Source organism: Burkholderia sp. L27(2015), from assembly GCF_009765705.1.
GTDB lineage: Bacteria > Pseudomonadota > Gammaproteobacteria > Burkholderiales > Burkholderiaceae > LMUX01.
Window position 1 is genome coordinate 271,130 of the sequence record NZ_LMUX01000020.1, and the last position, 23,473, is coordinate 294,602.

Sequence of the window (23,473 nt, forward strand, 5' to 3'; positions counted from 1 at the left end):
GCAATTAGACGCACAAAACCGCACAAGCATGCGCTGCGTGAGAGTTGACTGCGCGAGCATCGACTGCGCGAAAGTTGATTGCGTGTCGATTGCGTTTGGACCCGACGATAGCCATGAAACCGATGACCATGACATCACAACCGCTGACGTTCTCCGACTGCCTGTTGCCTGAGTGGCCGGTCGCCTCACGAGTGCGTGCGCTCGTCACTTCGCGCGCAGGCGGTGTCAGCGTTGAGCCGTATGGCTCGGGCGTGTTGGACGCCCAGTCCGGCGGCTTGAATCTCGGTTTGCATACGGGCGACGAAGCCGATGCTGTCATACAGAATCGCAACCGTTTGATCGCGATGTGCGGTGCGCAGCCTGCCTGGCTCGAACAGATCCACGGCAGTAGCGTGGTGGACGCGCAGCAGGCACTGCTCGCTCTCGAGCGCGGACAATCGCCGCTTAAGGCGGACGCAAGTGTCACCGATGCTGCGGGAGTTGGCTGTATCGTCATGGTCGCCGATTGCATGCCGGTGCTGCTTGCCGACGCGGCTGGACGTGCCGTGGGCGCGGCCCATGCAGGCTGGCGAGGGCTGGTCGGTGGGGTAATCGAACATACGGCGCAAGAAGTGACACGACGCTGCGGTGGCAGCGCCGATTTGCATGCCTTCCTCGGCCCAGCAATCGGGCCGCAGGCGTTCGAGGTCGGCGCAGAAGTGCGTGCGGCGTTTCTCGATGCCGCGCAGGCCGATGAGCGAGCGGCAACCGAAGCCGCGTTCGTGCGACATCCGAGCACAGAGGGAAAGTACTTTGGTAATTTATACGCGTTGGCCCGCCTGCGGCTGGCTCGACTCGGCATCAAATCGGTAACGGGCGGCGAGCATTGCACTTTTTCCGAACCCGAGCATTTCTATTCGTTTCGGCGTGATCGCGTCACAGGGCGTTTCGCGGCAATGATCTGGATTGCGTCCGAGGCGTGATGCCGGTCCGAGATACAGTGACCCCGACAGTGCCCCTGGTAGTAACCCCGGCAGTTACCCCGGCAGTTACCTCGGCAGTGACCTTAGCTCGTTCGGGAAAGCCCTTGTTTGTCCCGATATTCGAGCGACTATGCGGCGCTGCAAAGCGATGAACCGGAACGCCTGAACGGGGTCCAACCTGTGTCTATAGCTAGACAAACGGCAAACCGCGGGAAAACGATAATGAAAAAAATCTCGCAGCGCGTCAAAATCTAGCTGAACGATTGACACCGTAATCAACGGCGAGCAAGAATGCCGTAACCCTTGGCACTAGCAGACTGTTTCGCTATGTCGTCATTTCCACTCCCTGCAACACGCACCGGTGACAATCTAGGGTATGGCTGACTCTAAACAATCCACGGCAAGTAGTCCAACGGCCTCTACGGAGCAATTCCAAGGCATGCTTAACGCGTGGCTGGAGAACTTGAACCGCGCCATGAATCCGGCGCTCTGGGCGCAATTGAGCGCGGCGGCTGGGTCCAACGTGACGACTGCACCGAATAATGCGATGAGTGCATCAACCGAGCAGGGCGGCGCGGCGGGATCCCACATGCCGTCGCCGTTTGCCGCATTTGCAATGCCCGGGTTTGCCGGTGCTGCGATGCCCGATATGTCCAGCTTCGGGTTCATGGGAAAATTCACGGCGCCCACGAGCATGCCTGAGTTAAAGATTGCACCCGAGAAAATTCAGCAATTGCAAAGCGACTATGCCCGCGAATGCACGGCGCTTCTCCAAAAATTAAGTTCACCCGACGTTTCCGGGCTCGACTTGTCGGATCGGCGTTTTTCTTCTGAGGCTTGGCGCTCGACGCCGGTCAGCGCATTTGCCGCTGCCTGGTATTTGCTCAATAGCCGGTTCATGAAGCAACTGGCCGAAGCTGTCGATGTCGATGGCAAGACCCGCGAGCGGATCCGCTTTGCGCTCGAACAATGGACGGCGGCTGCCGCGCCGAGCAATTTCCTGGCACTGAACCCCGAAGCGCAGAAAACGTTAATCGAGTCGCAGGGTGAAAGCATGCGACTAGGCATTCAGAACCTGCTCAACGACATGAGCCGTGGCCGCATCACGCAAACAGACGAAACGGGTTTTGCAGTGGGTCAGAATATTGCCAACACCGAAGGCTCGGTGGTGTATCAAAACGAGCTGATCCAACTGATTCAATACAAACCGCAGACCAGCACCGTATTTGAAACGCCGCTGCTGATCGTGCCGCCGTGCATCAACAAGTACTACATTCTCGATTTGAATCCGGAAAATTCTCTGGTGCGCTACGCGGTCGAGCAAGGGCATCAGGTATTCGTGATTTCATGGCGCAACCCCGATGCGTCGCTGGCCGACAAAACCTGGGACGATTACATCGAGGACGGCGTGCTGCAGTCAATCGAGGTGGTCAAAACCATTTGCGGCCGCAGCAAAATCAACACCTTGGGGTTCTGTGTCGGTGGCACATTGCTGGCTACCGCGCTGGCGGTGCTCGCGGCGCGTGACGAATCGAGCGCGGCTTCGCTGACATTGCTCACGTCGATGCTCGATTTTGGCGACACCGGGGTGCTGGACGTATTTATCGACGAAGACCAAGTGCAGAAACGCGAGCAGGCTATCGGCGGCATGGGCGGCAAGCCCCCGGCGCTGATGCGGGGCAGCGAATTCGCCAGCACGTTCGCGTTCTTGCGGCCCAACGATCTGGTCTGGAATTACGTTGTCGACAATTACTTGAAAGGCCGCACGCCAGCCGCCTTCGACTTGCTGTTCTGGAACAGCGACAGCACCAACCTGCCTGGGCCGATGATGGTCTGGTATCTGCGGCATACTTATCTTGAAAACACCTTGCGCAAAGCGAACGCGCTGAGCGTGTGCGGCACACCCGTCGATCTGAGTTTGATCGACATGCCTACGTTCATTTACGGCTCGCGCGAAGATCACATCGTGCCGTGGAAAACCGCCTACGAATCGACCAAATTGTTGAAAGGTCCTTTGCAGTTCGTGCTCGGTGCCTCGGGACATATTGCGGGCGTCATCAACCCGCCGGCCAAGAACAAGCGCAGTTACTGGAGCAGCGAGCAGGTGCACGAGTCTGCCGATGCGTGGTTCGAAGCCGCCACCGAGAATCCGGGCAGCTGGTGGACGGTATGGTCCGACTGGCTGGCCCTGCAAGGCGGCAAACGCATCAAGCCGCGCGCCAAGCTAGGGTCTGCTAAATATCCGGTGCTAGAAGCCGCGCCGGGAAGTTACGTAATGCAAGCGGCCTGATCCGCTTGGCTCTTAGTTCATTTCCATCTAGAGGAAGCCAAAATGACTGATGTCGTGATTGTTGCAGCAGCCCGCACCGCAGTGGGTAAATTTGGTGGCTCGCTAGCCAAGATCCCGGCCCAGGACTTGGGCGCCACCGTCATACGCGCTTTGCTCGAGCGCTCGGGCCTGAAGCCTGAGCAGATCAGCGAGGTCATTCTGGGCCAGGTGCTTGCCGCAGGCTCCGGCCAGAATCCGGCGCGCCAGGCGCTCATCCGTGCAGGCCTGCCGAATTCGGTGCCGGGCATGACCATCAATAAAGTGTGCGGTTCGGGCCTCAAGGCCGTGATGCTGGCGGCTAACGCCATCATCGCCGGCGACGCCGAAATCGTATTGGCGGGCGGTCAGGAAAACATGAGTGCGGCACCCCACGTGCTGCCGGGTTCGCGCGACGGTTTCCGCATGGGCGACGCCAAGCTGATCGACTCCATGATCGTCGACGGGCTGTGGGATGCCTTCAACCATTATCACATGGGCACCACGGCAGAAAACGTCGCGAAGGAATACGGCATCACGCGCGAGGCACAGGACGCATTCGCGGCGGCTTCGCAAAACAAAGCAGAAGCGGCGCAAAAGAGCGGGCGTTTCGATGACGAGATCGTGCCGGTGGAAATTCCGCAGCGCAAAGGCGAGCCGGTGCGTTTCGCGACCGACGAGTTCGTGCGCCACGGCGTGACCGCCGAATCGTTGGCCGGCCTCAAACCGGCGTTCGACAAGGCCGGGTCGGTTACGGCGGCCAATGCGTCGGGCTTGAACGATGGCGCCGCGGGTGTGATCGTGATGTCGGCCAAAAAAGCCGAGGCGCTGGGCCTCAAGCCGCTGGCTCGCATCAAGGCTTATGCCAATGCCGGCGTGGACCCCAAAGTCATGGGCATGGGCCCGGTACCGGCTTCGCGCCGTTGCCTCGAGCGCGCCGGTTGGAGTACCGGCGACCTCGACTTGATGGAAATCAATGAAGCGTTCGCGGCTCAAGCGCTGGCCGTGCACAAGCAGATGGGCTGGGATACATCGAAGGTCAACGTCAATGGCGGTGCGATTGCGATTGGCCACCCGATCGGGGCATCCGGCTGCCGGATCCTGGTGACGCTGCTGCATGAAATGGCCAAGCGCGATGCCAAACGCGGCCTCGCCTCGCTGTGTATCGGCGGTGGCATGGGTGTGGCACTCGCCGTCGAGCGAGTTTGACAGGAATTTGAATCCAAGAGGAGCAAAGCGAGTACGCCGCTTGACAGCAACATGGGTGCGGCGCCGAGAATGGCCCCTAGGGGTTTGAAAGATAGACCACGGAGTTCTTTATGTCACAACGAGTAGCGTACGTCACGGGCGGCATGGGTGGGATCGGTACCAGCATTTGCCAGCGTTTGCACAAGCAGGGGTTTCGCGTTGTCGCCGGCTGCGGACCCAACTCGCCGCGTTGCACAAAGTGGATAGGCGAGCAAAAAGCGCTGGGTTACGATTTCGTCGCCTCGGAAGGCAATGTGGGCGATTGGGATTCGACCAAGCAGGCCTTCGATAAGGTCAAGGCTGAAGTCGGAGAGATCGATGTGTTGATCAACAACGCCGGCATCACCCGCGATATCGTGTTTCGCAAGATGAGCCGCGAAGACTGGACTGCGGTAATCGACACCAACCTGACCAGCCTCTTCAACGTCACCAAGCAGGTGATCGAGGGGATGGTCGAGCGTGGTTGGGGACGCATTATCAACATCTCGTCCGTCAACGGTCAGAAAGGCCAGTTTGGCCAGACCAATTACGCGACCGCCAAGGCCGGCATCCATGGTTTCACCATGTCGCTGGCGCAGGAAGTGGCGACCAAGGGCGTAACGGTGAATACGGTGTCGCCGGGCTATATCGGTACGGACATGGTGCGTTCGATTCGTCCCGATGTACTCGAAAAAATCATTGCCACGATTCCGGTGCGACGCCTGGGACAACCGGAAGAAATCGGTTCGATCTGCGCGTGGTTGGCGTCGGATGAATCGGGTTTTGCGACGGGGGCGGATTTCTCGCTGAACGGCGGTTTGCACATGGGTTGAGGGTCGCGCCTGCAGCTTTATGCGGGCTTGTGTGCGGGACGATGGCCGCTCGCGCGGCTGTCCATCCTGTTCACTGGTTGCACATGAGGGGACAGCGCTTGTTGGGGGGATGCCGGACAGCGCCGAGGAGTCGACTCCAGGCGCTGATTGCTATGCTGAAAGGGAACCATGAGCACGACAAAAAAAACAGCCGAACGTCTAATTAAAAAATATCCGAATCGCCGACTGTACGACACACAAACCAGCACCTACATCACCCTGAGCGATGTGAAACAGCTTGTGCTCGAAACCGAGGAATTCAAAGTACTCGATGCGAAGACCAACGAGGATCTGACCCGCAGCATTTTGTTACAGATTATTCTCGAGGAAGAAAGCGGCGGCTTGCCGATGTTTTCCAGCCCGATGCTCTCGCAGATCATCCGGTTTTACGGTCACGCCATGCAAGGCATGATGGGCACGTACCTCGAGAAGAATATCCAGGCCTTTATCGACATCCAGAGCAAATTGGGTGAGCAATCGCAAGGGCTGTACGACGGCGGCCCCCTGAATTCGGACATGTGGGCGCAATTCATGAACATGCAGGCGCCGATGATGCAGGGCGTGATGACCAGCTATATCGAGCAGTCGAAGAACATGTTCGTGGAGATGCAGGAAAAAATGCAGAGCCAGGCGAAAAACATGTTTACGACGTTCCCGTTCCCGGTTCCGCCCGGAACGGACGACAAGACGCCTAAATAAGCGTCGGCGTGCGGCCGGAAAGCGCGGCCGGCGACAGCTTGCCGGGCATGAGGGGTTGAAGGCGCGATACAATGCGGCTTCTCCGCATTTCTTCAGGCTGTCGCTATCATGTCGCAAACCCCCACCGCCACGCCGCCGGCTGCCGCGAACGCCGCACCCAAGGTCGGCTTTGTCTCGCTCGGCTGCCCGAAAGCACTGGTCGATTCCGAACAGATCATCACCCAGCTGCGTGCCGAGGGTTACCAGATTTCCGGCTCTTATGACGGGGCAGACATCGTCGTCGTCAACACCTGCGGATTTATCGACGAGGCTGTGCAGGAAAGTCTCGACGCGATAGGCGAGGCGCTGCACGAAAACGGCCGCGTGATCGTTACGGGTTGCCTGGGCGCCAAGACGGGCACGAGCGGCAACAACCTGATCTCGGAAGTGCATCCCAAGGTCTTGGCAGTCACCGGTCCGCACGCGCTCGGTGAGGTGATGCAGGCGGTCCACCAGCATCTGCCCAAGCCGCATGACCCGTTTATCGATCTGGTGCCGGCCGCCGGCATCAAGCTCACGCCGCGTCACTACGCCTATCTGAAAATTTCCGAAGGCTGCAATCATCGCTGCACGTTTTGCATCATCCCGTCGATGCGTGGCGACCTCGTCTCGCGGCCGGTCGCGGACATCATGCTCGAAGCGGAAAATCTGTTCAAAGCGGGCGTGAAGGAATTGCTGGTGATTTCGCAGGACACCAGTGCCTACGGCGTCGACGTCAAATTCCGCATGGGCTTCTGGAACGGGCGTCCGGTACGCACGCGCATGACGGAACTGGTCACCGCGTTGGGCGAACTCGCGGCGCAATATGGCGCCTGGATACGATTGCATTATGTGTATCCGTATCCGCACGTCGACGAAATCATCCCGTTGATGGCGCAGGGCCTGATCCTGCCCTATCTGGACGTGCCATTCCAGCATGCCCACCCCGACGTCCTGAAGCGGATGAAGCGTCCGGCCAACGCGGAAAAGACGCTAGAGCGCGTTCAGCAATGGCGCGAAATATGTCCGGATCTCGCGATCCGCAGCACGTTCATTGCCGGATTTCCGGGAGAGACTGAAGCGGAATTCGAAACGCTGCTCGAATTCATCCGTCATGCGGAGCTCGACCGGGTCGGCTGCTTCGCTTATTCGCCGGTCGACGGTGCGGCAGCTAACGAGTTGCCGGGCGCATTGCCTGATGCCTTGCGCGACGAACGCCGCGCCCGTTTCATGGAAGTGGCGGAAGCGGTCTCGGCCAAGCGCATGCAGCGCAAGATCGGCTCGACGCTCAAGGTGCTGGTCGACGAAGTGACCGCCGAAGGCGGCGTCGCGCGTTCATACGCGGACGCGCCGGAAATCGACGGCGTGGTGTATATCGAGCCGTCGCGCAAGGCCTCGAAGCGTTATAAGGTCGGCGAATTCGTCAACGTCAAAATCACCGGCGCCGACGGCCACGATCTGTGGGGCGAGCTTTAAGCCCTCATCTACCGGCCCATGTCACTCATCGAGGGGCATGGCGGGGATCGTGTTCGGGTTCATCGGTTTGTTGATCGGCGAATTCACTGGTAACACCTTGACCACAGGGCCCTGCGGCGATTTTTCCGTGACGATGTCATACGACAGATCGCCGCGGCAGGTGTGTGCGACCCAGCGCTGCGGCGCCGTGCTGGCGGCCGCGCCCGGCGTCGCGGGCGGTTTCTCGATGTTGAGCACCGACTCGCAACCGCTGCGCAGTGCGGCGTCGATACGTACCAGGTTGTCGGCCGAATCGCGCGCCGGTGTCATATCGGGCGGGGCCGGATTGACGTAGGGGATATGGGGCATGCTCATGCTGGGCATATGCAACCAGCTGCATCCGCTTAGCGCCATCAGCATCGAACCCGCGGCAACGACCGCCATATGTCGCGCGCGCGGCGCAAACGATTTTTCTGCATCGATAAAATCAAACAAATTCGGCACCTTCCAAACAGAGAACGGTTTAAGCAGCAAATGCGGCAGCAAATGCGCCTTGGGCACGGCTGCGCGAGCCGTCATCATACCGCGTCGGCTCGGGCATACGCTGCGGCGTTCGTAATGCTGCACTAGAGCATACGGGCCGGTATACTCGGCCTAACAGCACAGGCCCTCAAGGAGAACACTATGCAGCGCGAAGTGGTGGTAGTCAGCGGCGTACGCACCGCGGTCGGAGACTTTGGCGGCAGCCTCAAAGATTTATCGCCGACGGATCTGGGCGCGCGCGTGGTGCGCGAAGCCTTGGCCCGAGCCCAAGTGTCTGGCGATGACGTCGGACACGTCGTATTCGGCCACGTCATCAACACCGAACCGAAGGACATGTACCTGGCACGCGTAGCGGCGCTGAATGGCGGCGTCGGTCAGCATGTTCCGGCGCTCACGCTCAACCGACTGTGCGGCTCCGGCCTGCAGGCTGTCATCAGCGCGGCGCAGGCGATTTTACTCGGCGATGCCGATATCGCGATTGCGGGTGGTGCCGAAAGCATGAGCCGCGCCCCTTACATCATGCCCGACGCACGCTTTGGCGCGCGTATGGGCGAGTCCCGCATGATCGACATGATGTTGGGTGCGCTGCATGACCCGTTCGATGCCATCCATATGGGGGTGACCGCCGAGAATATCGCCGAGCGTTACAGCATTTCGCGCGATGTTCAGGATGCGCTCGCGCTCGAATCGCATCGGCGCGCGGCGCATGCGATCGAGAGCGGTTATTTCAAAGAACAGATCCTGCCGATCACGCTCAAATCCAAAAAAGGCGAAACGCTGTTCGATACCGACGAGCATGTGCGCGGTGCGACTACGATTGCCGATCTAAGCAAGCTTAGGCCGGCGTTCAAGAAAGACGGCAGCGTGACGGCCGGCAATGCGTCGGGCTTGAACGACGCAGCAGCGGCACTGGTGTTGATGGAGCGGCAAGTTGCCGAAGCACGCGGTTTGAAGCCGCTGGCGCGGCTGGTTTCCTATGGCCATGCGGGCGTCGATCCGAAATTCATGGGCCTGGGGCCGATACCGGCTACGCGCGCTGCGCTGGAGCGCGCCAAGCTCAGCGTCGGCGATCTCGACGTGATCGAAGCCAATGAGGCATTTGCCGCGCAAGCGTGCGCGGTCACACAAGACCTCGGTCTCGATCCGAAACGGGTCAACCCGAATGGCTCCGGTATCTCGCTGGGGCACCCGATCGGCGCCACCGGTGCGTTGATTACCGTCAAGGCGCTCTATGAACTGCAACGCACGGCTGGCCGGTACGCACTCGTGACGATGTGCATCGGCGGTGGCCAAGGTATCGCTGCAATTTTCGAGCGCGTGTGACCATGGCAGTATCGTTGACGATGTGGAGGAAGCGCCGCGCTGTCGTGTGTGGCGCGTTATGTGCTCTGTGCCTGCTGGGCGGGTTTTCCGGGGCGGCCGTAGCGCAGGAAGTCAAACCGGGAACGCTCGCGCCCGATCCCGAGTTCGCGCAATTCCCGCGTTACACCGGCTTGATCGGCTCGCGCAAAGTCGAACTGCTGCTCGGCCCGAAAACCGATGAACCCGAGGGCGTGCATGGCGAATACCATCTGCTCGACACGGGCGAGGTCATCCTGGTGGCCGGCGATCGCGACGGCAACACGCTGGAGCTCGAAGAGTCGGACGACGGTACCCGTATCACCGGCCAATGGGTTGCGCAATTCAGCAGCATCGGCGGTTTGACGGGCGATCGGACACCCACCGATGGATCGGACCCGCAGCCGCTGACCTTGCATCTGGAACCGCGCTCGGCTACGAATTAACTGACTTTAGGACTCGGCATGTCAAACGAATCGCACGATCCCGCAAAACGTGGCTTGCAAGCCGAATTGCAAACGGCACTCTTGCATCACGACGATCACCTGACTCCGGGGTGGACGTCATTTGTTCCGCCGGTCACGCGTGCGTCGACGGTAGTTTTCCCGAATCTGGCCGCGGTGCGCGCGCTGCAATGGCGCGACGATAGCCAGTGGCGTTACGGCCTGCACGCGACGCCGACCTCGACCATGCTCACTAATCGTCTCGCGCTACTGGAAGGTGGATCGCACGCCTTGTTGCAGCCGTCGGGACTGTCGTCGATCGTCAACGTCTATTTCGGCATCGTCAAACACGGTGAAGCCGTGCTGATTCCTGACAATGCGTACGGGCCCAACCGCGAGCTTGGCGATTGGCTCAGCAACGATTTCGGCGTGCAGGTCGACTATTACGATCCGATGATAGGCGCCGGCATCGCGGACCTGATCCGGCCGCAAACGCGCTTGATCTGGCTCGAATCGCCCGGTTCGGTGACGATGGAGGTGCCCGATATCGACGCGATCACCGCCGTTGCGCGCGCGCGCGGCGTCGTCACGGCGATCGACAATACCTATTCGGCCGGTCTGGCCTTCAAACCGTTCGACCATGGCGTCGATATTTCAGTGCAGGCGCTCACCAAGTATCAATCGGGGGCGAGCGATATCCTGATGGGCGCGACCATTACTGTCGATGCCGACATCCACGCGCGGCTCAAGCGAGCGCGCATGCGCATGGGCATCGGCGTGTCGTCCGATGACTGCTCGCTGGTGCTGCGCGGTTTGGCCACCATGCAGTTGCGCTTCGATGCGCACGACCGGTCGGCGCTGGCACTGGCGCAGTGGCTCAAAACCCGTCCGGAGATCGCAGCCGTATTGCATCCGGCGCTGCCCGACTGCCCGGGGCACGAGAATTACAAGCGGGATTTCACCGGCGCGGGTGGTTTGTTCTCGGTCGTCTTCGACGCTCAATATAGCCCCGCGCAGGTCGACGCGTTTGTCGAAGGGCTGGCGCTTTTCAAGCTGGGCTGGAGTTGGGGCGGCGCGCATAGTCTGGCGATGCCTTACGACGTCGCCAGTATGCGCACGGCCTCCCGCTGGCCGCACAAAGGCACGCTGGTGCGTTTCTTCGTGGGTCTTGAAGGGGTGCAGGATTTGCGTGCCGATATCGAGCAAAGCCTGGCGATGCAGCTAACGAAATAGCGGTACGGAAACGCTGACTTAGCGCCAAACGCCAGCGCCAAGGCCAACGTCAGCGCCAACGCTTACATAAAAAGCCGCGGTAACGCGTCCAGGCCGACATGGTTGAATGCCACGTCGGCCGCCTTGCGCACCACAGGCTTGGCGCGAAATGCGACCGACAAACCTGCGACGGCCATCATTTTCAGATCGTTCGATCCATCGCCCATCGCGATCGAGCGTTGCGGCGCGATCCCCAGGTTTGCGCAGATCGAAATCAGCGTATCGGCTTTCACTTGCGCATCGACGATCTCTCCCAGCACCGCACCGGTCAGTTTTCCGTCGACAATCTCAAGCTCGTTCGCACGGGTGTAATCGAGGCCTAACCGTTCTTGCAAGCGCTGCGTAAAGAAGGTAAAGCCGCCCGACACGAGCAGGGTTTTGAGTCCTGCGGCACGAGCCTGCGCCAACATGCTTTCGGCGCCAGGAGAAAGTTTCAGGCGCTCTTCGTACACGCGCTCGAGCACGCTAGCATCCAGCCCGGCGAGCAAGGCGACGCGGCGTCGCAAGCTTTCGTCGAAGTCGGTGATCTCACCGCGCATCGCAGCCTCGGTGATCGCCGCCACTTGCGGTTTGACGCCACAATAATCGGCAATTTCGTCTATGCATTCGATCGTGATCAGCGTCGAGTCCATATCCATCGCGAGCAGGCCATAGTCGCTCAGCGCTTGCGGTTCTATCCACGCGGCATCGAGCCGATGCGTGTCGCAGTAAATGTCGATGTCGACGCGTTGCTGGGGATCCGCGTCAATGATGCGGAACGCCTCGGCGGCGATGGTTTCGGCTCGGGTGCCGCGCGCGAGTGCGGTCAAGGGGCGGGCGTGCGCAGGGTCGAGCGCGCTGGCGCTCTGGATTACCAGATTCATAGTTTCAGGGTCGGCAGTTCGGACAAGCCGCACGCACCCCATGCAGCGATAACGCTATGCACGTGGATTGCGGGCACAAGGCCCTATTGTAACGACTGCGGGTTCCTTGTCGGAAAATAAGCAACTGCCGGCAATGTTCTGCTTCCAATGTGCAACGTCGGACGTCCACCTTCAACCATCCACCTTCAACCATCCAACTTCAAACTCCCCGACGCTTCATGCGTGCGCCGCGGGTTCTCGATGCTGTGCACGCCAATGAGTCGGCGGCAGTGGTTCGAATTTCTGCCAAACGCGCCGCATCTGGCGCGCCGAGCCAAAACCCGCACGTTGTGCGACGCGTTCCAGATCCAGGTCGGATTGAGTCAACAATTCGCGCGCGAGAGCGATGCGTAGGCTGTGCAAATAATCGACCGCTTGCGTGCCGGCGTGATCGCGAAACAAGCGCGCCAGATGGCGTTCGCTGCTGCATGCGATCGCGGCCAACTCGGCGAGTGTCCAATGTCGCGCCGGCTCTGCCGAAATCGCATCCTGCACCCGGTGCAAGGCAGGATTCATGTGATTGCGTCCGTTCAACCAGGGCGAGAGCTGGGGATCATGACCGCTGCGCCGGGAATAGACCACCAGATTGCGCGCCACGGTGGCCGCAACCGGCGCGCCGACGAGATCCGCCACCATCTGCAGACTCAGATCGATGCCTGCGGTTACGCCGGCACTGGTGCTGATCGGACCGTCGGACACGAACAGGCGATTGTCGAGCACCCGTGCGCGCGGCGCCAACGCTCTTAGCGCGGCGCAATCGGTGTGATGCGTGGTGCAGTCGCGGTTATCGAGCAGACCCGCGCGAGCGGCAATCAACGCGCCGGTGCAGATGCACGCGATGCGTCTTGTCGGCGAGGCTTGGTGTTTGAGCCATGCCACGGCGCTAGCCAGTGCCTCGTGCGAGGGGGCTGGCGAGGCCGCCGGAGTGCGCGATGACGCTGGGGCTGGTGCCGGAACCGGCGTGGGCCACGGCGCCGCCGAGGCCCGAAGCGGCTGGGTGGAATCGACCGTGCCGGTAACGAAGATCAACGCATCGGGTTCGATCGCCTCGGGCAGCGGGGCCAAACCACTGAGCGCGAGACCTATCGATGTCGACACCTGGGGGCAGGGGCCGACGTACTTCAATTCAAAGCGCAGCGGCACCCCGTCGCGCGTGCTCGGCTGGCAGCGATTCGCCATGGCGAATACCTCGGCCGGTCCAGTCAGATCGAGCAACAAGGTATCCGGCAGCACTACAAAATAAATCGCAAGCGTACGCATACGGGGTACTCGGTGGTTTATGCCGCCTTGGAAGCGGCAGCCGGCAAGCTTGCCAGTACCGCATCGACGGTCATGATGCGCGCGAAGCGGTCAGCCAGCACCAGTTCGGTACGCGCCTTGATTTCCTGCGCGCTATAGGTCACGCCCGAGCCCGCATGGGTCATCGGGAATGTCAGCGTGGCCTCGGTGATGTAGTCGACTTGATAGCCGTCGTCGGATGCTTGGCGGGTCGTCGTTTCGCAACATTGCTCAGTGCGGATACCGCTGACGATCAGGCGGCGTATGCCATGGGTGATCAGCCATTGAGGCAGGGCGGTGCCGTTCATCGCGCTGTGGACGGTTTTCTGTATCGTGACCGAAGGTTGAATCTTGATGCCGTTCAGCGTTTTGACAAAACCGGACGCCAGCGAAAACGGCCCTTGCGGCTCGACGTGGAAAATCTGCACCACCGGTACGCCGCGCGCCGCACAGCCATCGATCAATTGCTGCTGTTTTTCCAGATAGAGCGGCACGTCGGCGGTCGACCAGTAATGCCGGTTAGGAAAAGATTCTTGTACATCGATTACGAGCAGGGCGGTATCGGTCATTTTGTGTCTCGGCATCAAGTTAAGGAAAAGTACCACACCACCATATTATTCGGCTTATCTCCATGAAACGAGACATGAGAAAGACGTAAATAGGTCATATTCGGACATCGTTAAAATGAGCGTGGAACGACTCTGCGACACGGTGCCCGCCATCTATCGAAGCGAATGCCGCACGCTCGCTCTACAATAAGGGACGAAAAAAATAGCTGGAGACACGATGAAATTCCCCCCCGAACGCGCCGCCGAGCTGGTCCGTGATTTCGATTTGCGCAAGCTCGATGCCGCCTTCTATGCCGATCCGTTCCCGTACTACCACGCGCTGCGCGAACACGAACCGGTTAAACGCATGCCGGACGGCTCGTATTTCCTGACGCGCTATCGAGACATCCAGGCGGTGTACCGGGACGCCGCGACCTTTCGTTCCGACAAGACAGCCGAATTCGCGCCCAAGTACGGCGACACACCGCTGTACGAACACCACACCACCAGCCTGGTCTTCAACGATCCTCCGCGCCATACGCGGGTGCGCAAGATCCTATCTGGGGCGCTGACCGTGCGCGCGATCGCGGCGATGGAGCCAGGGCTGATCCGATTGGTCGATAGCCTGCTCGCGCGCATTGAAGCACGAGCCCAGCGCAGCGAGACGGTCGATCTGATCGAAGACTTCGCCAGCGCGATCCCCGTCGAGATCATCGGCAACCTGCTGGATGTGCCGCACCATGAACGCGAACCGCTCAGGGGCTGGTCGCTCGCTATTCTGGGCGCGCTTGAGCCTTCGCTGACACCGCAGCAGTTCGAGGCCGGCAACACCGCCGTCAGCGAGTTCCTGGCCTATCTCAAGGTGCTGATCGCGGATCGCCGGCTGCGCCCCGGCGATCCGCAGACCGATATCCTGACGCGCTTGATCGAGGCGGAGCCGGGGCAAGTCGGCGCGGCCGGACCCGACGCGGGGCTCGAGCGGTTGTCCGAAACCGAGCTGCTGCACAACTGCATTTTCATTTTGAATGCTGGCCACGAAACCACGACCAACCTGATCGGCAACGCGCTGGTGTGCTTGGCACAATGGCCCGCGCAGCGTGACTTGTTGATAGCGCAGCCGGAGCTGGCTCATTCGGCCATTGAAGAATTTTTACGTTACGAGAGCTCTAACCAGTTGGGCAATCGCATGGCTGCCGTCGATACGGTGGTCGGGGGCGTGCCGATCGCGGCCGGCACAGGGCTAACGTTATGCATCGGCGCGGCCAACCGCGATCCCGAGCAATTTGCCGATCCGGACCGGCTCGATATCACGCGCGAGCACAGCGGGCAGGGCGGGCGCCACCTCGCTTTCGGCTTCGGTATTCATCAATGTGCGGGTATGACGCTGGCACGCCTCGAAGGGCGCATTGCGATCAGCCGATTTTTGCAGCGCTTTCCTAACTATGTGCTGGAGGGCGAACCGGCGCGTTCGCAGCGAGCGCGCTTTCGCGGCTTCGTCAGCGTGCCTTGCAAAGCGGGGGTGATTGCTTGACCGCTTGATCGGACATCGAGGGGCTCGCGCGATGCGAGGAGCCCAACTGCATCAGATGTAAGTTCCTCGTGGGGTCAAGCCGTCGGAATCACCTTGCCGGTATAGATGACCGGGCCACTCGGCGCGTTCGGGTTGGGCGAGCCACCTATCGGTTCAATCGAGGCCGCCAATACGGGGAAGTCATTCACCGATGCCACCTTCATGCGCGCCGTCGCACCGCGCGGCAGCACACCGAGCGAAACCGGATGCCCCTGCTTGGGCAAGCCCCACAGTTGCACGGATTTATCAGACGGGTCGGATGCGCCGCTCAAGCGGCGCACGGTCATCTCCGAGGTCTGCTTGTTCCAAGTGACCAGCACCAAGGCGTGCGCATCCTTGTCGGCGAGCGTTGCTACATAGTCGACCTGCGAGTCGACCTGCGGCTGTTGCTGCGCCCCCTGCTGGGCAACCTGCTGCTGCGGTGCGGAAGCAAACGGCGCGAAATGCCCGATTGCGACCGCGAGCGCCAGCACCGCGATCGCCGTTGCCGCGATCGACCAGCCACGCCAAAACGACAGGTTATCGAACCACCGTGAAACCGGCTGCGCGCGGCGCGCTGGCGGACGTTCCGTCGCAACTGGGACGCCGCGGCGCGCGTTGACAAGATCCAGGCGCCGCTCGATTGCCAGCCAGACCTCGGGCGGCGGAGTTGTCGCAGCGCCAAGTTCGGCCATCGATTGCAGCCGGGCGCGCCAGCCTTCGATCGAGACGCGAATCGCAGCATCGCTACGCGCGATATGCTCGAAGCGTCGCCGCGAACCGCCACGCAGTACGCCGAGCACGTATTCGCCAGCTAACCGGTCCACCAAGCCTGGGTAACGATGCAGATCCATCACCAGCTCCCAAGACAGGTTTTGAGCTTCTCGAGCCCGCGTCGTATCCACGATTTCACGGTCCCGAGCGGCACTTTCAGGACCGCAGCCACCTCGCTGTGACTTTGGTCGCGTAGATAGGCGAGTGCCACCGCCTGGCGCTGCCTGGCTTCCAACTGGGCCATGCAGACCTCAAGCCGGCGGGCCTCCTGGCTCAACAAGACACGCTCCGAGGGCCCATCGTCCTGGGTCGGCAAGATTTCATCCAACGCGTCGCTCCATGGCGTTTCGGCGCTTGCCCCGAAGGCTTTCTGCTGCCGTAGATAGTCGAGCGCCCGGTTGCGCAGGATTGCCGCCATCCAGGTCATCGGCGCGGCAAGGCTATCGCGATAGTCGCCCGCGTATCGCCAGATATTGACAAAGGCTTCCTGCAAAACTTCTTCGGCCCACTCGCGCTTCACCAATATACGTAGCGCAAGCGAAAACAGTTTCGGCGATGTCAGGTCGTAGAGCGCGCGCAGGGCCCGTTCATCGTGGCCGACGACACGCTGAAGCAGCAGCGCCAGCGCCTGCGGCGTTGCATCTGCTTGGGAAGTCGTATCGTCTGGAAGGGCTGTCATGTGACCGTTTGGGTGGACTATGTAGCCATCTTACCCAACTTACGAGGATAAAAATCCATTGCATGGGTCCAAACGGGTAGATATTGCACCCGCTTGTTGCGTTCGCTTCTTGCATCCGATCCGGCTGCCGGCACGTATAAGCCGCATAAGACTATCGATGAGGGTTACATGTCGCCTGTCGCTGCCCTAGGGCTCGCCTGGATTGCATTAGCACTGGTTTTCACCGCAGTTTGGGCATGGCAACTGAAAACGGAGAACGCCGGCATGGTGGACCCGGTTTGGGCGTATTCGCTCGGCGGCGTCGCGCTGCTCTACGCGGTGCTGGGAACCGGCGCGCCATCGAGCCGTGCGCTGAGCGGCATCGGCGGCCTGTTCTGGGGCGCGCGTTTGGGCATGCATTTGTGGCAACGCAATCACGGCAAGCCTGAGGACGCTCGCTACCGCCGCTTTCGCAATGAATGGGGTGCCGCGGCCAATCGCAAGATGTTCGCGTTCTTCCAACTGCAGGGGGTGATTTCGATGTTGCTGTCGATCGCTTTTCTGGTTCCGTCGTATCGAAACAGCGCGCCCGCGGCCGGCTGGACCGCCGTGGCGGTGTGCATCTGGATCGTCTCGGTGACGGGCGAAGGGTGGGCCGACCGCCAACTGCGGCATTTCCAGGCAGATCCTGCGAACCGTGGTGCGGTCTGTCGCGCAGGCCTGTGGCGCTATTCGCGTCACCCTAACTATTTCTTCGAATGCGTCCACTGGCTCGCGTACCTCGCGCTATCGATCGGCGCGCCGCTCGCCTGGCTTGCGCTCGCACCGCCCTTGCTGATGGCATGGCTGCTGCTCAAGGTATCGGGCCTGCCGCTGGTCGAGGCGCAATCGGAACAGACGCGTCCCGGCTACGCTGAATACCGGCGCACCACCAGCGCGCTGATTCCATGGCCGCCGCGCTGCACTGCTGACCCTGAGGAACCTGCTCGATGACTATGTCCACGACCGAACATGCATTACCGCTTGGCGCAGCCGCCGATGACGGCCTGCTGATCCGGTGTTGCGAGCGCGGCTGGCTGCCCGACCCGTTGATCCGGCTCGGCATGCGGCAGTTGATGCGACGTCGCCTGCGTGACGAAGGTGCCGGGCATGGTGAGCTTCGTGCACAACGACTGGGCAACTTGCTCGACGACTTGCGCGCAAGCCCGATCGCGATCGAAACGCAGGCGGCCAATACCCAGCACTACGAACTGCCTGCACCATTCTTCGAGTCCCATCTTGGGCCGCACCTGAAATATTCGTGCTGCCTCTATCCAACCGGGCACGAAACGCTAGCGCAAGCCGAAACGCAGATGCTGGAACTATATGCCCAGCGCGCCGAGTTGGCCGACGGACAACATATCCTCGATCTCGGATGCGGTTGGGGATCGTTGTCGCTATGGCTCGCGGCACGCTATCCGCACGCACAGATCGTGGCGCTGTCCAATTCGCATGGTCAGCGCGCGTTCATCGAACGCTGCGCCGCCGAGCGCGGCTTGCGCAACCTCGATGTCGTGACGGGCAATATCGTCGATATCGACTTCTCCGGCACGCAACTCGCCGGCGGTTTCGATCGCATCGTTTCGATCGAGATGTTCGAACATATGAAGAACTATGGGCTGCTGTTGGCGAAGCTCGCCCGCTGGATGCACGACGACGGGAAGCTGTTTGTGCATATGTTCGTGCATCGCACGCTTGCGTACCACTTCGAAACACGCGACGGTAGCGACTGGATGTCGAAGTACTTCTTTACCGGCGGGACCATGCTGTCCGAGGCGCTGTTGCTCAACTTCCAAGACGACCTGCGTATCAGCCGGCAGTGGTGGGTAAGCGGCACGCATTACCAGCGCACCGCGAATCAGTGGCTAGTCGCGCTGGATGCCGCCCGTGAGCGGGTGATGCCAATGCTGGTGCAAACCTACGGCGCGCGTGACGCGGCGATTTGGTTGCAGCGCTGGCGCATGTTCTACATGGCGGTTGCCGAATTGTTCGGCTTGGGCGGCGGTAACGAATGGGGCGTCGGGCACTATCTGTTCGACAAGCGGACACGCGCCGCATGATCGCCCAACTCGTGATGCCACAGCGAAGGTTGGTCTGGGTAGCTGCGCTCGCGCTTACCTTGTTGAGTGCTTGCAGCCCGATCGTCATACTTAACGATGCCGCACCGCGCAGCACGTTCAGCGAAACTCAGGGTCTGGCTTATGGCAGCGATCCGCGCCAACGGCTCGATGTATATGTACCGGCTGGCGCCGCGATCGCACGCGCAATACCGCGATCGGGCTCCAGCTCCGGCTCTGGCTCAAGCTCCGGGCAGCGAGGCCGCCCGATCGTCGTGTTCTTCTACGGGGGGAGCTGGCAGAACGGCGATCGCGCCGATTATCTGTTCGTAGGCGAAGCGCTTGCCTCGCGCGGCTTTGTCGCGGTGCTGCCTGACTACCGGACCTATCCGCAAACGGTGTTTCCGGGCTTTGTCGACGACGCGGCGGCAGCCGTGCGTTGGGCTCACGATCACGCTCAAGAATTCGGCGGCGATCCGGCTAACCTCTTCCTGATGGGACACTCGGCCGGCGCACAGATTGCGGCCTTGCTCGCCACAGACGGACAGTATCTGGCCGCGCAGCGGATGAGCAAGCACGACGTGCGTGGCTTCATCGGCTTGGCCGGTCCGTACGATTTCCTGCCGCTCAACGACGCGACACTCGAACGCATCTTTCCGAGCGCGCTGCGCCAGGCGAGCCAGCCGATCAATTTCGTCACCGGCGACGAGCCTGCGATGTTCCTCGCGGCAGGCACGCGCGACAAGACCGTCGACCCCGGCAATACCGACCGGCTGGCTGCAAAATTACGCGCCGCCGACGACACGGTGGAGGTCAAGCATTATGCGGGCATCGACCACGCGCTACTGGTCGGTGCGCTCGGAGCGCCATTGCGGACGCTCGCACCGGTGCTGAGCGATGTCACGCAATTTATCGACTCACATTGAGCTGGCGGGTCAGCATTTATTGAGCTGGCGGGTCAGCATTCAATGGGCTGGCGGGTCATTCGCGGTTCAGCAAGAAGTGCATGACATCCGTGCGGCCCTGATCGAAGCCAGCTTCGCAGTAAGCCAGATACAAGCGCCAGGTCCGCACGAAGCTCTCGTCGAAACCCTGTGCGCGAATCGCGTCGAGCTGAGCCTCGAACGCGTAACGCCAGCGCCGTAGCGTCTCGCCATAATCGCGGCCGAATGCCAGCGAGGCCTGCGCGACCAGCCCGGCCTTAAGCGCGGCACGCACGAAACGCGTTGGGCTGGGCAACATCCCGCCCGGAAAAATGGTTTCGCGGATAAAGTCGCTGGAACCGCGATAGGCCGCGAAGCGCGCGTCATCTATCGTGATCGACTGCACAAGCGCGCGGGCGCCGGGCGCCAGACGGTCACGCACGACCTGAAAATACGTCGGCCAAAAGCGCTCGCCGACCGCCTCGAACATTTCGATCGATACGACCGCATCGTATTGTCCACGCACATCGCGATAATCCTGCAGCTCGAGCGACACCTGGTGACCAGCACTCGCCTGCGCCACGCGTGCACGCGCCACGTCGAGCTGCGCCGGCGAGATCGTCACACCATGCACATGGATCCCTTGCTGCGCCGCGTGCACGGCAAACCCACCCCAGCCGCAACCGATCTCCAGCACACGCATGCCGGCTCGCAGGCCGAGCGTATCGACGATGCGCTGGTATTTCGCCGTCTGCGCCGCTTCGAGCGACCGGTCCATGTGGCCTTCGAACAGTGCGCTCGAATAGGTGAAGGTAGCATCGAGCCATAGCGCATAAAACGGGTTACCGATGTCGTAGTGCGCGTGAATATTGCGTCGGCTGCCCGCGCGGGTGTTGGCCCGCAGCCGATGCCGCAAGCTGTACCAGAATTGCGCGAGCCATCCGCCCGAGACCGTGTCGGGCAACGCGCTTTCGTTGCGTATCGCCATGACCAGCAAGGCAACGAGGTCAGGTGTCTCCAGCCAATTGGCCCGATACGCATCGGCAAAACCGATGTCGCCGGCGCGCAGGATCGCCGCGCAAGCACGCCAGTCGCGCAGCTCCAGCCGAGCGCTGGGCGGTGCGTGCGGATCGCCGAACACCTGCTGTTCGCCGTCGGGCGTGACCAGCACCAGGTGTCCGACATGAATGCGCCTGAGCAGCGACATAAAGATGCGAGCCGAAGCCGGAATGCGCGTTGGCGCGGAAAGCGTCCGAGATAGCGTCATGGCTGGGTCTCCTTGGATAACGAATGCGAAGCGTGCCGGCTGTCTTGCTGATTCGATGCGGCTATGGCGTCGGTGGTCTCGGGCATGCCGTCGCCGGTGCGAGGGGCAGGACATTTCCCATGGAACGGCACCTTCTTGACCCACAGCCGCAGCGCCTGCCAATGGATATGCATGACCACCGCGAAAGTCAGCCATGGCTGGCGCGCGAGCGCGCGCAGGCCGCTGGCGCATGTGAGCGGCACCGTCCGCGCGGCGATCACGGTGCGGATCAACAGACCTTGCGCATCGTGATAGTCGATCGCGGTCGATACCGTGCGTTGGGCCTGAGCACGCCGACTATCGCGCACCCGAAACGCGTAATGGCCTTCGACACGGCAGAATGGCGACACATCCAATACTTTGCGGCACACCAGCACAGTGCGTGCATCGATCACCCCACGGTCGTTCGCGCTTAGCAAATAGGCATGCCGCGCGCCGAAGGTATTGCGCACCTCGGCCAGCAGCGCACGCAAGTGACCAGCGCGGTCGTGGCAAAGCCAAAAGCTGACAGGGTTGAACGCATAACCGAACACACGCGGGAATGTCTGCAGCCAAATCTCGCCGTCGGCCGGCAGCGCGGCATCACTCAATTGCGCGCGCATCCATGCGTCGAGGTCGGTGCCGTCGCGCGGACCGTAATCGCGCGCATATAAGCTCAGGGGCGCCCATCGGTTTACGCCCAGCCACCAACTATCGAGTTCAGCCAAGCGCGCGAGGTCGCAACGTACACAAAACACCGGATAGACGAAACGGTGACGCACCGGTCGCAAGCGTTCGTGCACCACCTTCCCGAGCAGAAGCAGCGCGGCCGGCCTCGTCACTGCCGTGTTCATAGCGCGGCCCAAGTCGGCAGCACACCGAAATCCGCTGCGACGTGCAACGCCGACTTCAGGCCGTCTTCATGAAAGCCGTAACCGGTCCACGCGCCGGCAAACCACGTGCGGCGGCTGCCTTGCAGTTCAGGCAGCCGCTGTTGCGCATCCAGTGCATGCAGATCGAGCAGCGGATGCTCATAGACGAAGCGCTGCAACTCGGTACCGGGCGCGGGTTCGGTAATCGGATTCAACGTCACGATGACCGGCGTTTTGAACGGCAAGGGCTGCAACCGATTGACCAGATAACTGACGCAGACGGCCTGCGCGTCACGGCTGCCCAGGCCGCCGCCCAGGTAATTCCACGCCGACCACACGCGGCGCCGCTGTGGCAATAGCGTTGGATCGGTATGCAGCACGGCGACGTTCGGCTGATAGTGCACGGCGCCCAGCGCGCCACACTCATCCGCATCGGCGTCGGCCAACAACCGCAGGCTGGTGGGCGCATGCGTGGCCAGCACCACCGCGTCGAAGCGCTGCGAACCGGCTTGGGTCAGCACGTCGACACCTTGTGCATCGCGGCGAACCGCGATGACCGGCGTGTCGATACGCACATCGCCCAGGGTCGCGGCAATGCGCCGTACGTATTCGCGGCCGCCGCCTTGCACCGTCTTCCATTGCGGCCGATGGTCGATCTGTAGCAGTGCATGGTTCAGGCAGAAACGCAGAAACGTGGTGGCCGGGAAGCGCAGGATGTCCGCGGTTGCGCTCGACCAGATCGCGGCCGCCATCGGTAATAGATACTGATGGCGGAATGCGTCGCCGTAACCACCGGCCGTGAGCAACTCGCCCATCGAGCAGCGGGTTCGCACGGCAACCGCCAGGTGATCTTGAGCGCCCCGGTTGAAACGCAAGATATCGCGCAGCATGCCGAGAAAGCTTGGTGAAAATGCATTGCGCCGCTGTGCGAATACCGTGTTCAGCGTGGTGCCGGCCCACTCGAGCCGACCGGCGTCGAGCGATACTGAAAACGACATATCGCTCGGATACGCGGCCACCCCAAGCTCGGCGAGCAGCGCGATCAGATTCGGATAAGTGCGGTCGTTGAACACCAAAAAGCCGGTATCGACCGGGTGTGTCGCGCCCTCCAGCGTCACGTCGACGGTGTTGGTGTGACCGCCCAGGTAAGAGCCCGCTTCGAACACGGTGACCTGATGCCGGCGCGACAGCAGATAGGCACTCGCGAGGCCGGCAATGCCGGCGCCGATGACCGCGACACGCTGGCCCGGCGGCGGGATGTGCTGCGCGTAGCTCATGGCCGGCCCTCCGAAGTCAATGGGACGAAATCGCAAGAGAAAGAGCGCCGGGGTAAACACGGGCGTGAATGGGAAATTTTTCGCATCATGTCCAAAATACGTATCGCGTCGGCAATTGGATGCACGGCCGGACATTTGTGAGCGCGGGGAGGGAAGGGGAAGAGGGATTCGGAAACG

Annotated in this window: 22 protein-coding genes; 13 read left to right on the forward strand and 9 right to left on the reverse strand. The window is 61.4% G+C overall.

What is annotated here, in order from left to right; all coding sequences use genetic code 11:
- Positions 1 to 122 precede the first annotated feature (122 nt).
- The 6 genes from pgeF to rimO all read left to right on the forward strand — a co-directional run bounded on the left by pgeF (position 123) and on the right by rimO (position 7,559).
- Positions 123 to 962 (forward strand): peptidoglycan editing factor PgeF, encoded by an 840-nt coding sequence (gene pgeF, locus GSQ77_RS18160; protein WP_158904242.1) that lies wholly within the window; start codon positions 123 to 125, stop codon positions 960 to 962.
- A 439-nt stretch (positions 963 to 1,401) separates the two neighbouring features.
- Positions 1,402 to 3,252, forward strand: a complete 1,851-nt coding sequence (phaC, locus tag GSQ77_RS18165) for a class I poly(R)-hydroxyalkanoic acid synthase (RefSeq protein ID WP_254067688.1) — start codon at positions 1,402 to 1,404, stop codon at positions 3,250 to 3,252.
- A gap of 42 nt (positions 3,253 to 3,294) precedes the next feature.
- Positions 3,295 to 4,476 carry an acetyl-CoA C-acetyltransferase gene (locus GSQ77_RS18170; RefSeq protein ID WP_158904170.1) on the forward strand — a complete coding sequence of 394 codons (1,182 nt, stop codon included), beginning with the start codon at positions 3,295 to 3,297 and terminating at the stop codon, positions 4,474 to 4,476.
- Between the two features lie 110 nt (positions 4,477 to 4,586).
- Complete coding sequence (locus tag GSQ77_RS18175) at positions 4,587 to 5,327, forward strand: 3-ketoacyl-ACP reductase (protein ID WP_158904171.1); 741 nt, start codon at positions 4,587 to 4,589, stop codon at positions 5,325 to 5,327.
- A gap of 168 nt (positions 5,328 to 5,495) precedes the next feature.
- Positions 5,496 to 6,065, forward strand: a complete 570-nt coding sequence (phaR, locus tag GSQ77_RS18180; RefSeq protein WP_158904172.1) for a polyhydroxyalkanoate synthesis repressor PhaR — start codon at positions 5,496 to 5,498, stop codon at positions 6,063 to 6,065.
- Between the two features lie 108 nt (positions 6,066 to 6,173).
- Entirely contained in the window at positions 6,174 to 7,559 is a 1,386-nt protein-coding gene (gene rimO / locus GSQ77_RS18185; RefSeq protein ID WP_158904173.1) for a 30S ribosomal protein S12 methylthiotransferase RimO, read from the forward strand.
- Between the two features lie 21 nt (positions 7,560 to 7,580).
- Here rimO and GSQ77_RS18190 read toward each other — a convergent pair whose 3' ends face one another.
- Complete coding sequence (locus tag GSQ77_RS18190; protein ID WP_158904174.1) at positions 7,581 to 8,120, reverse strand: hypothetical protein; 540 nt, start codon at positions 8,118 to 8,120, stop codon at positions 7,581 to 7,583.
- Positions 8,121 to 8,222: 102 nt separating this feature from the next.
- On the opposite strand from GSQ77_RS18190, the gene bktB reads away from it, so the two are divergent.
- Genes bktB through GSQ77_RS18205 form a run of 3 tightly spaced genes read left to right on the forward strand, consistent with a single transcriptional unit; the run spans position 8,223 to position 11,095 of the window.
- On the forward strand, positions 8,223 to 9,404 hold the full coding sequence (gene bktB, locus GSQ77_RS18195) for a beta-ketothiolase BktB (RefSeq protein WP_158904175.1): 1,182 nt from the start codon (positions 8,223 to 8,225) through the stop codon (positions 9,402 to 9,404).
- 2 nt (positions 9,405 to 9,406) lie between these two features.
- Complete coding sequence (locus GSQ77_RS18200; protein ID WP_158904176.1) at positions 9,407 to 9,865, forward strand: hypothetical protein; 459 nt, start codon at positions 9,407 to 9,409, stop codon at positions 9,863 to 9,865.
- 18 nt (positions 9,866 to 9,883) lie between these two features.
- On the forward strand, positions 9,884 to 11,095 hold the full coding sequence (locus GSQ77_RS18205) for a cystathionine beta-lyase (RefSeq protein ID WP_158904177.1): 1,212 nt from the start codon (positions 9,884 to 9,886) through the stop codon (positions 11,093 to 11,095).
- A gap of 62 nt (positions 11,096 to 11,157) precedes the next feature.
- On the opposite strand, the gene serB is transcribed toward GSQ77_RS18205, so the two are convergent.
- The 3 genes from serB to GSQ77_RS18220 all read right to left on the reverse strand — a co-directional run bounded on the left by serB (position 11,158) and on the right by GSQ77_RS18220 (position 13,883).
- A complete protein-coding gene (gene serB / locus GSQ77_RS18210) occupies positions 11,158 to 11,997 on the reverse strand; it encodes a phosphoserine phosphatase SerB (protein WP_158904178.1) in 840 nt (279 codons plus the stop codon).
- A gap of 216 nt (positions 11,998 to 12,213) precedes the next feature.
- Positions 12,214 to 13,296 (reverse strand): GlxA family transcriptional regulator, encoded by a 1,083-nt coding sequence (locus GSQ77_RS18215; protein WP_158904179.1) that lies wholly within the window; start codon positions 13,294 to 13,296, stop codon positions 12,214 to 12,216.
- A 17-nt stretch (positions 13,297 to 13,313) separates the two neighbouring features.
- Positions 13,314 to 13,883 carry an isochorismatase family protein gene (locus GSQ77_RS18220; RefSeq protein WP_158904180.1) on the reverse strand — a complete coding sequence of 190 codons (570 nt, stop codon included), beginning with the start codon at positions 13,881 to 13,883 and terminating at the stop codon, positions 13,314 to 13,316.
- A 217-nt stretch (positions 13,884 to 14,100) separates the two neighbouring features.
- Here GSQ77_RS18220 and GSQ77_RS18225 point away from each other — a divergent pair, with 217 nt between their 5' ends.
- On the forward strand, positions 14,101 to 15,393 hold the full coding sequence (locus GSQ77_RS18225; RefSeq protein WP_158904181.1) for a cytochrome P450: 1,293 nt from the start codon (positions 14,101 to 14,103) through the stop codon (positions 15,391 to 15,393).
- Between the two features lie 74 nt (positions 15,394 to 15,467).
- Here the strand turns inward: GSQ77_RS18225 and GSQ77_RS18230 are convergent, their stop codons facing one another.
- Positions 15,468 to 16,265 (reverse strand): anti-sigma factor, encoded by a 798-nt coding sequence (locus GSQ77_RS18230; RefSeq protein WP_158904182.1) that lies wholly within the window; start codon positions 16,263 to 16,265, stop codon positions 15,468 to 15,470.
- On the reverse strand, positions 16,265 to 16,864 hold the full coding sequence (locus GSQ77_RS18235) for a sigma-70 family RNA polymerase sigma factor (protein ID WP_158904183.1): 600 nt from the start codon (positions 16,862 to 16,864) through the stop codon (positions 16,265 to 16,267). The genes GSQ77_RS18230 and GSQ77_RS18235 overlap by 1 nt, the downstream gene beginning before the upstream one ends.
- Positions 16,865 to 17,032: 168 nt before the next feature.
- On the opposite strand from GSQ77_RS18235, the gene GSQ77_RS18240 reads away from it, so the two are divergent.
- Genes GSQ77_RS18240 through GSQ77_RS18250 form a run of 3 tightly spaced genes read left to right on the forward strand, consistent with a single transcriptional unit; the run spans position 17,033 to position 19,865 of the window.
- Entirely contained in the window at positions 17,033 to 17,836 is an 804-nt protein-coding gene (locus GSQ77_RS18240) for a DUF1295 domain-containing protein (RefSeq protein WP_158904184.1), read from the forward strand.
- Positions 17,833 to 18,942, forward strand: a complete 1,110-nt coding sequence (locus GSQ77_RS18245) for a cyclopropane-fatty-acyl-phospholipid synthase family protein (protein WP_158904185.1) — start codon at positions 17,833 to 17,835, stop codon at positions 18,940 to 18,942. The genes GSQ77_RS18240 and GSQ77_RS18245 overlap by 4 nt, the downstream gene beginning before the upstream one ends.
- Before the next feature lie 14 nt (positions 18,943 to 18,956).
- Positions 18,957 to 19,865 carry an alpha/beta hydrolase gene (locus tag GSQ77_RS18250; RefSeq protein WP_158904243.1) on the forward strand — a complete coding sequence of 303 codons (909 nt, stop codon included), beginning with the start codon at positions 18,957 to 18,959 and terminating at the stop codon, positions 19,863 to 19,865.
- 55 nt (positions 19,866 to 19,920) lie between these two features.
- Here GSQ77_RS18250 and GSQ77_RS18255 read toward each other — a convergent pair whose 3' ends face one another.
- From GSQ77_RS18255 to GSQ77_RS18265, 3 genes are read right to left on the reverse strand one after another with little or no spacing between them, the layout of a single operon-like run.
- Positions 19,921 to 21,129 carry a cyclopropane-fatty-acyl-phospholipid synthase family protein gene (locus GSQ77_RS18255; protein ID WP_158904186.1) on the reverse strand — a complete coding sequence of 403 codons (1,209 nt, stop codon included), beginning with the start codon at positions 21,127 to 21,129 and terminating at the stop codon, positions 19,921 to 19,923.
- Complete coding sequence (locus GSQ77_RS18260; RefSeq protein WP_158904187.1) at positions 21,126 to 22,001, reverse strand: DUF1365 domain-containing protein; 876 nt, start codon at positions 21,999 to 22,001, stop codon at positions 21,126 to 21,128. Before GSQ77_RS18260 ends, GSQ77_RS18255 begins: the two co-directional genes overlap by 4 nt.
- On the reverse strand, positions 21,998 to 23,296 hold the full coding sequence (locus tag GSQ77_RS18265) for an NAD(P)/FAD-dependent oxidoreductase (protein WP_158904188.1): 1,299 nt from the start codon (positions 23,294 to 23,296) through the stop codon (positions 21,998 to 22,000). Before GSQ77_RS18265 ends, GSQ77_RS18260 begins: the two co-directional genes overlap by 4 nt.
- Between the last annotated feature and the right edge of the window lie 177 nt (positions 23,297 to 23,473).

Coding starts and splice junctions, on each gene's coding strand:
- GSQ77_RS18200 (WP_158904176.1), top strand. CDS start 9,407: ATGGCAGTATCGTTGACGATGTGGAGGAAGCGCCGCGCTGTCGTGTGT.
- GSQ77_RS18250 (WP_158904243.1), top strand. CDS start 18,957: ATGCCACAGCGAAGGTTGGTCTGGGTAGCTGCGCTCGCGCTTACCTTG.
- pgeF (WP_158904242.1), top strand. CDS start 123: ATGACCATGACATCACAACCGCTGACGTTCTCCGACTGCCTGTTGCCT.
- GSQ77_RS18215 (WP_158904179.1), bottom strand. CDS start 13,296: ATGCGTACGCTTGCGATTTATTTTGTAGTGCTGCCGGATACCTTGTTG.
- GSQ77_RS18265 (WP_158904188.1), bottom strand. CDS start 23,296: ATGAGCTACGCGCAGCACATCCCGCCGCCGGGCCAGCGTGTCGCGGTC.
- GSQ77_RS18235 (WP_158904183.1), bottom strand. CDS start 16,864: ATGACAGCCCTTCCAGACGATACGACTTCCCAAGCAGATGCAACGCCG.
- GSQ77_RS18225 (WP_158904181.1), top strand. CDS start 14,101: ATGAAATTCCCCCCCGAACGCGCCGCCGAGCTGGTCCGTGATTTCGAT.
- phaR (WP_158904172.1), top strand. CDS start 5,496: ATGAGCACGACAAAAAAAACAGCCGAACGTCTAATTAAAAAATATCCG.
- GSQ77_RS18170 (WP_158904170.1), top strand. CDS start 3,295: ATGACTGATGTCGTGATTGTTGCAGCAGCCCGCACCGCAGTGGGTAAA.
- GSQ77_RS18245 (WP_158904185.1), top strand. CDS start 17,833: ATGACTATGTCCACGACCGAACATGCATTACCGCTTGGCGCAGCCGCC.
- GSQ77_RS18230 (WP_158904182.1), bottom strand. CDS start 16,265: ATGGATCTGCATCGTTACCCAGGCTTGGTGGACCGGTTAGCTGGCGAA.
- serB (WP_158904178.1), bottom strand. CDS start 11,997: ATGAATCTGGTAATCCAGAGCGCCAGCGCGCTCGACCCTGCGCACGCC.
- GSQ77_RS18205 (WP_158904177.1), top strand. CDS start 9,884: ATGTCAAACGAATCGCACGATCCCGCAAAACGTGGCTTGCAAGCCGAA.
- phaC (WP_254067688.1), top strand. CDS start 1,402: ATGCTTAACGCGTGGCTGGAGAACTTGAACCGCGCCATGAATCCGGCG.
- GSQ77_RS18255 (WP_158904186.1), bottom strand. CDS start 21,129: ATGACGCTATCTCGGACGCTTTCCGCGCCAACGCGCATTCCGGCTTCG.
- GSQ77_RS18240 (WP_158904184.1), top strand. CDS start 17,033: ATGTCGCCTGTCGCTGCCCTAGGGCTCGCCTGGATTGCATTAGCACTG.
- GSQ77_RS18175 (WP_158904171.1), top strand. CDS start 4,587: ATGTCACAACGAGTAGCGTACGTCACGGGCGGCATGGGTGGGATCGGT.
- bktB (WP_158904175.1), top strand. CDS start 8,223: ATGCAGCGCGAAGTGGTGGTAGTCAGCGGCGTACGCACCGCGGTCGGA.
- rimO (WP_158904173.1), top strand. CDS start 6,174: ATGTCGCAAACCCCCACCGCCACGCCGCCGGCTGCCGCGAACGCCGCA.
- GSQ77_RS18190 (WP_158904174.1), bottom strand. CDS start 8,120: ATGATGACGGCTCGCGCAGCCGTGCCCAAGGCGCATTTGCTGCCGCAT.
- GSQ77_RS18260 (WP_158904187.1), bottom strand. CDS start 22,001: ATGAACACGGCAGTGACGAGGCCGGCCGCGCTGCTTCTGCTCGGGAAG.
- GSQ77_RS18220 (WP_158904180.1), bottom strand. CDS start 13,883: ATGACCGATACCGCCCTGCTCGTAATCGATGTACAAGAATCTTTTCCT.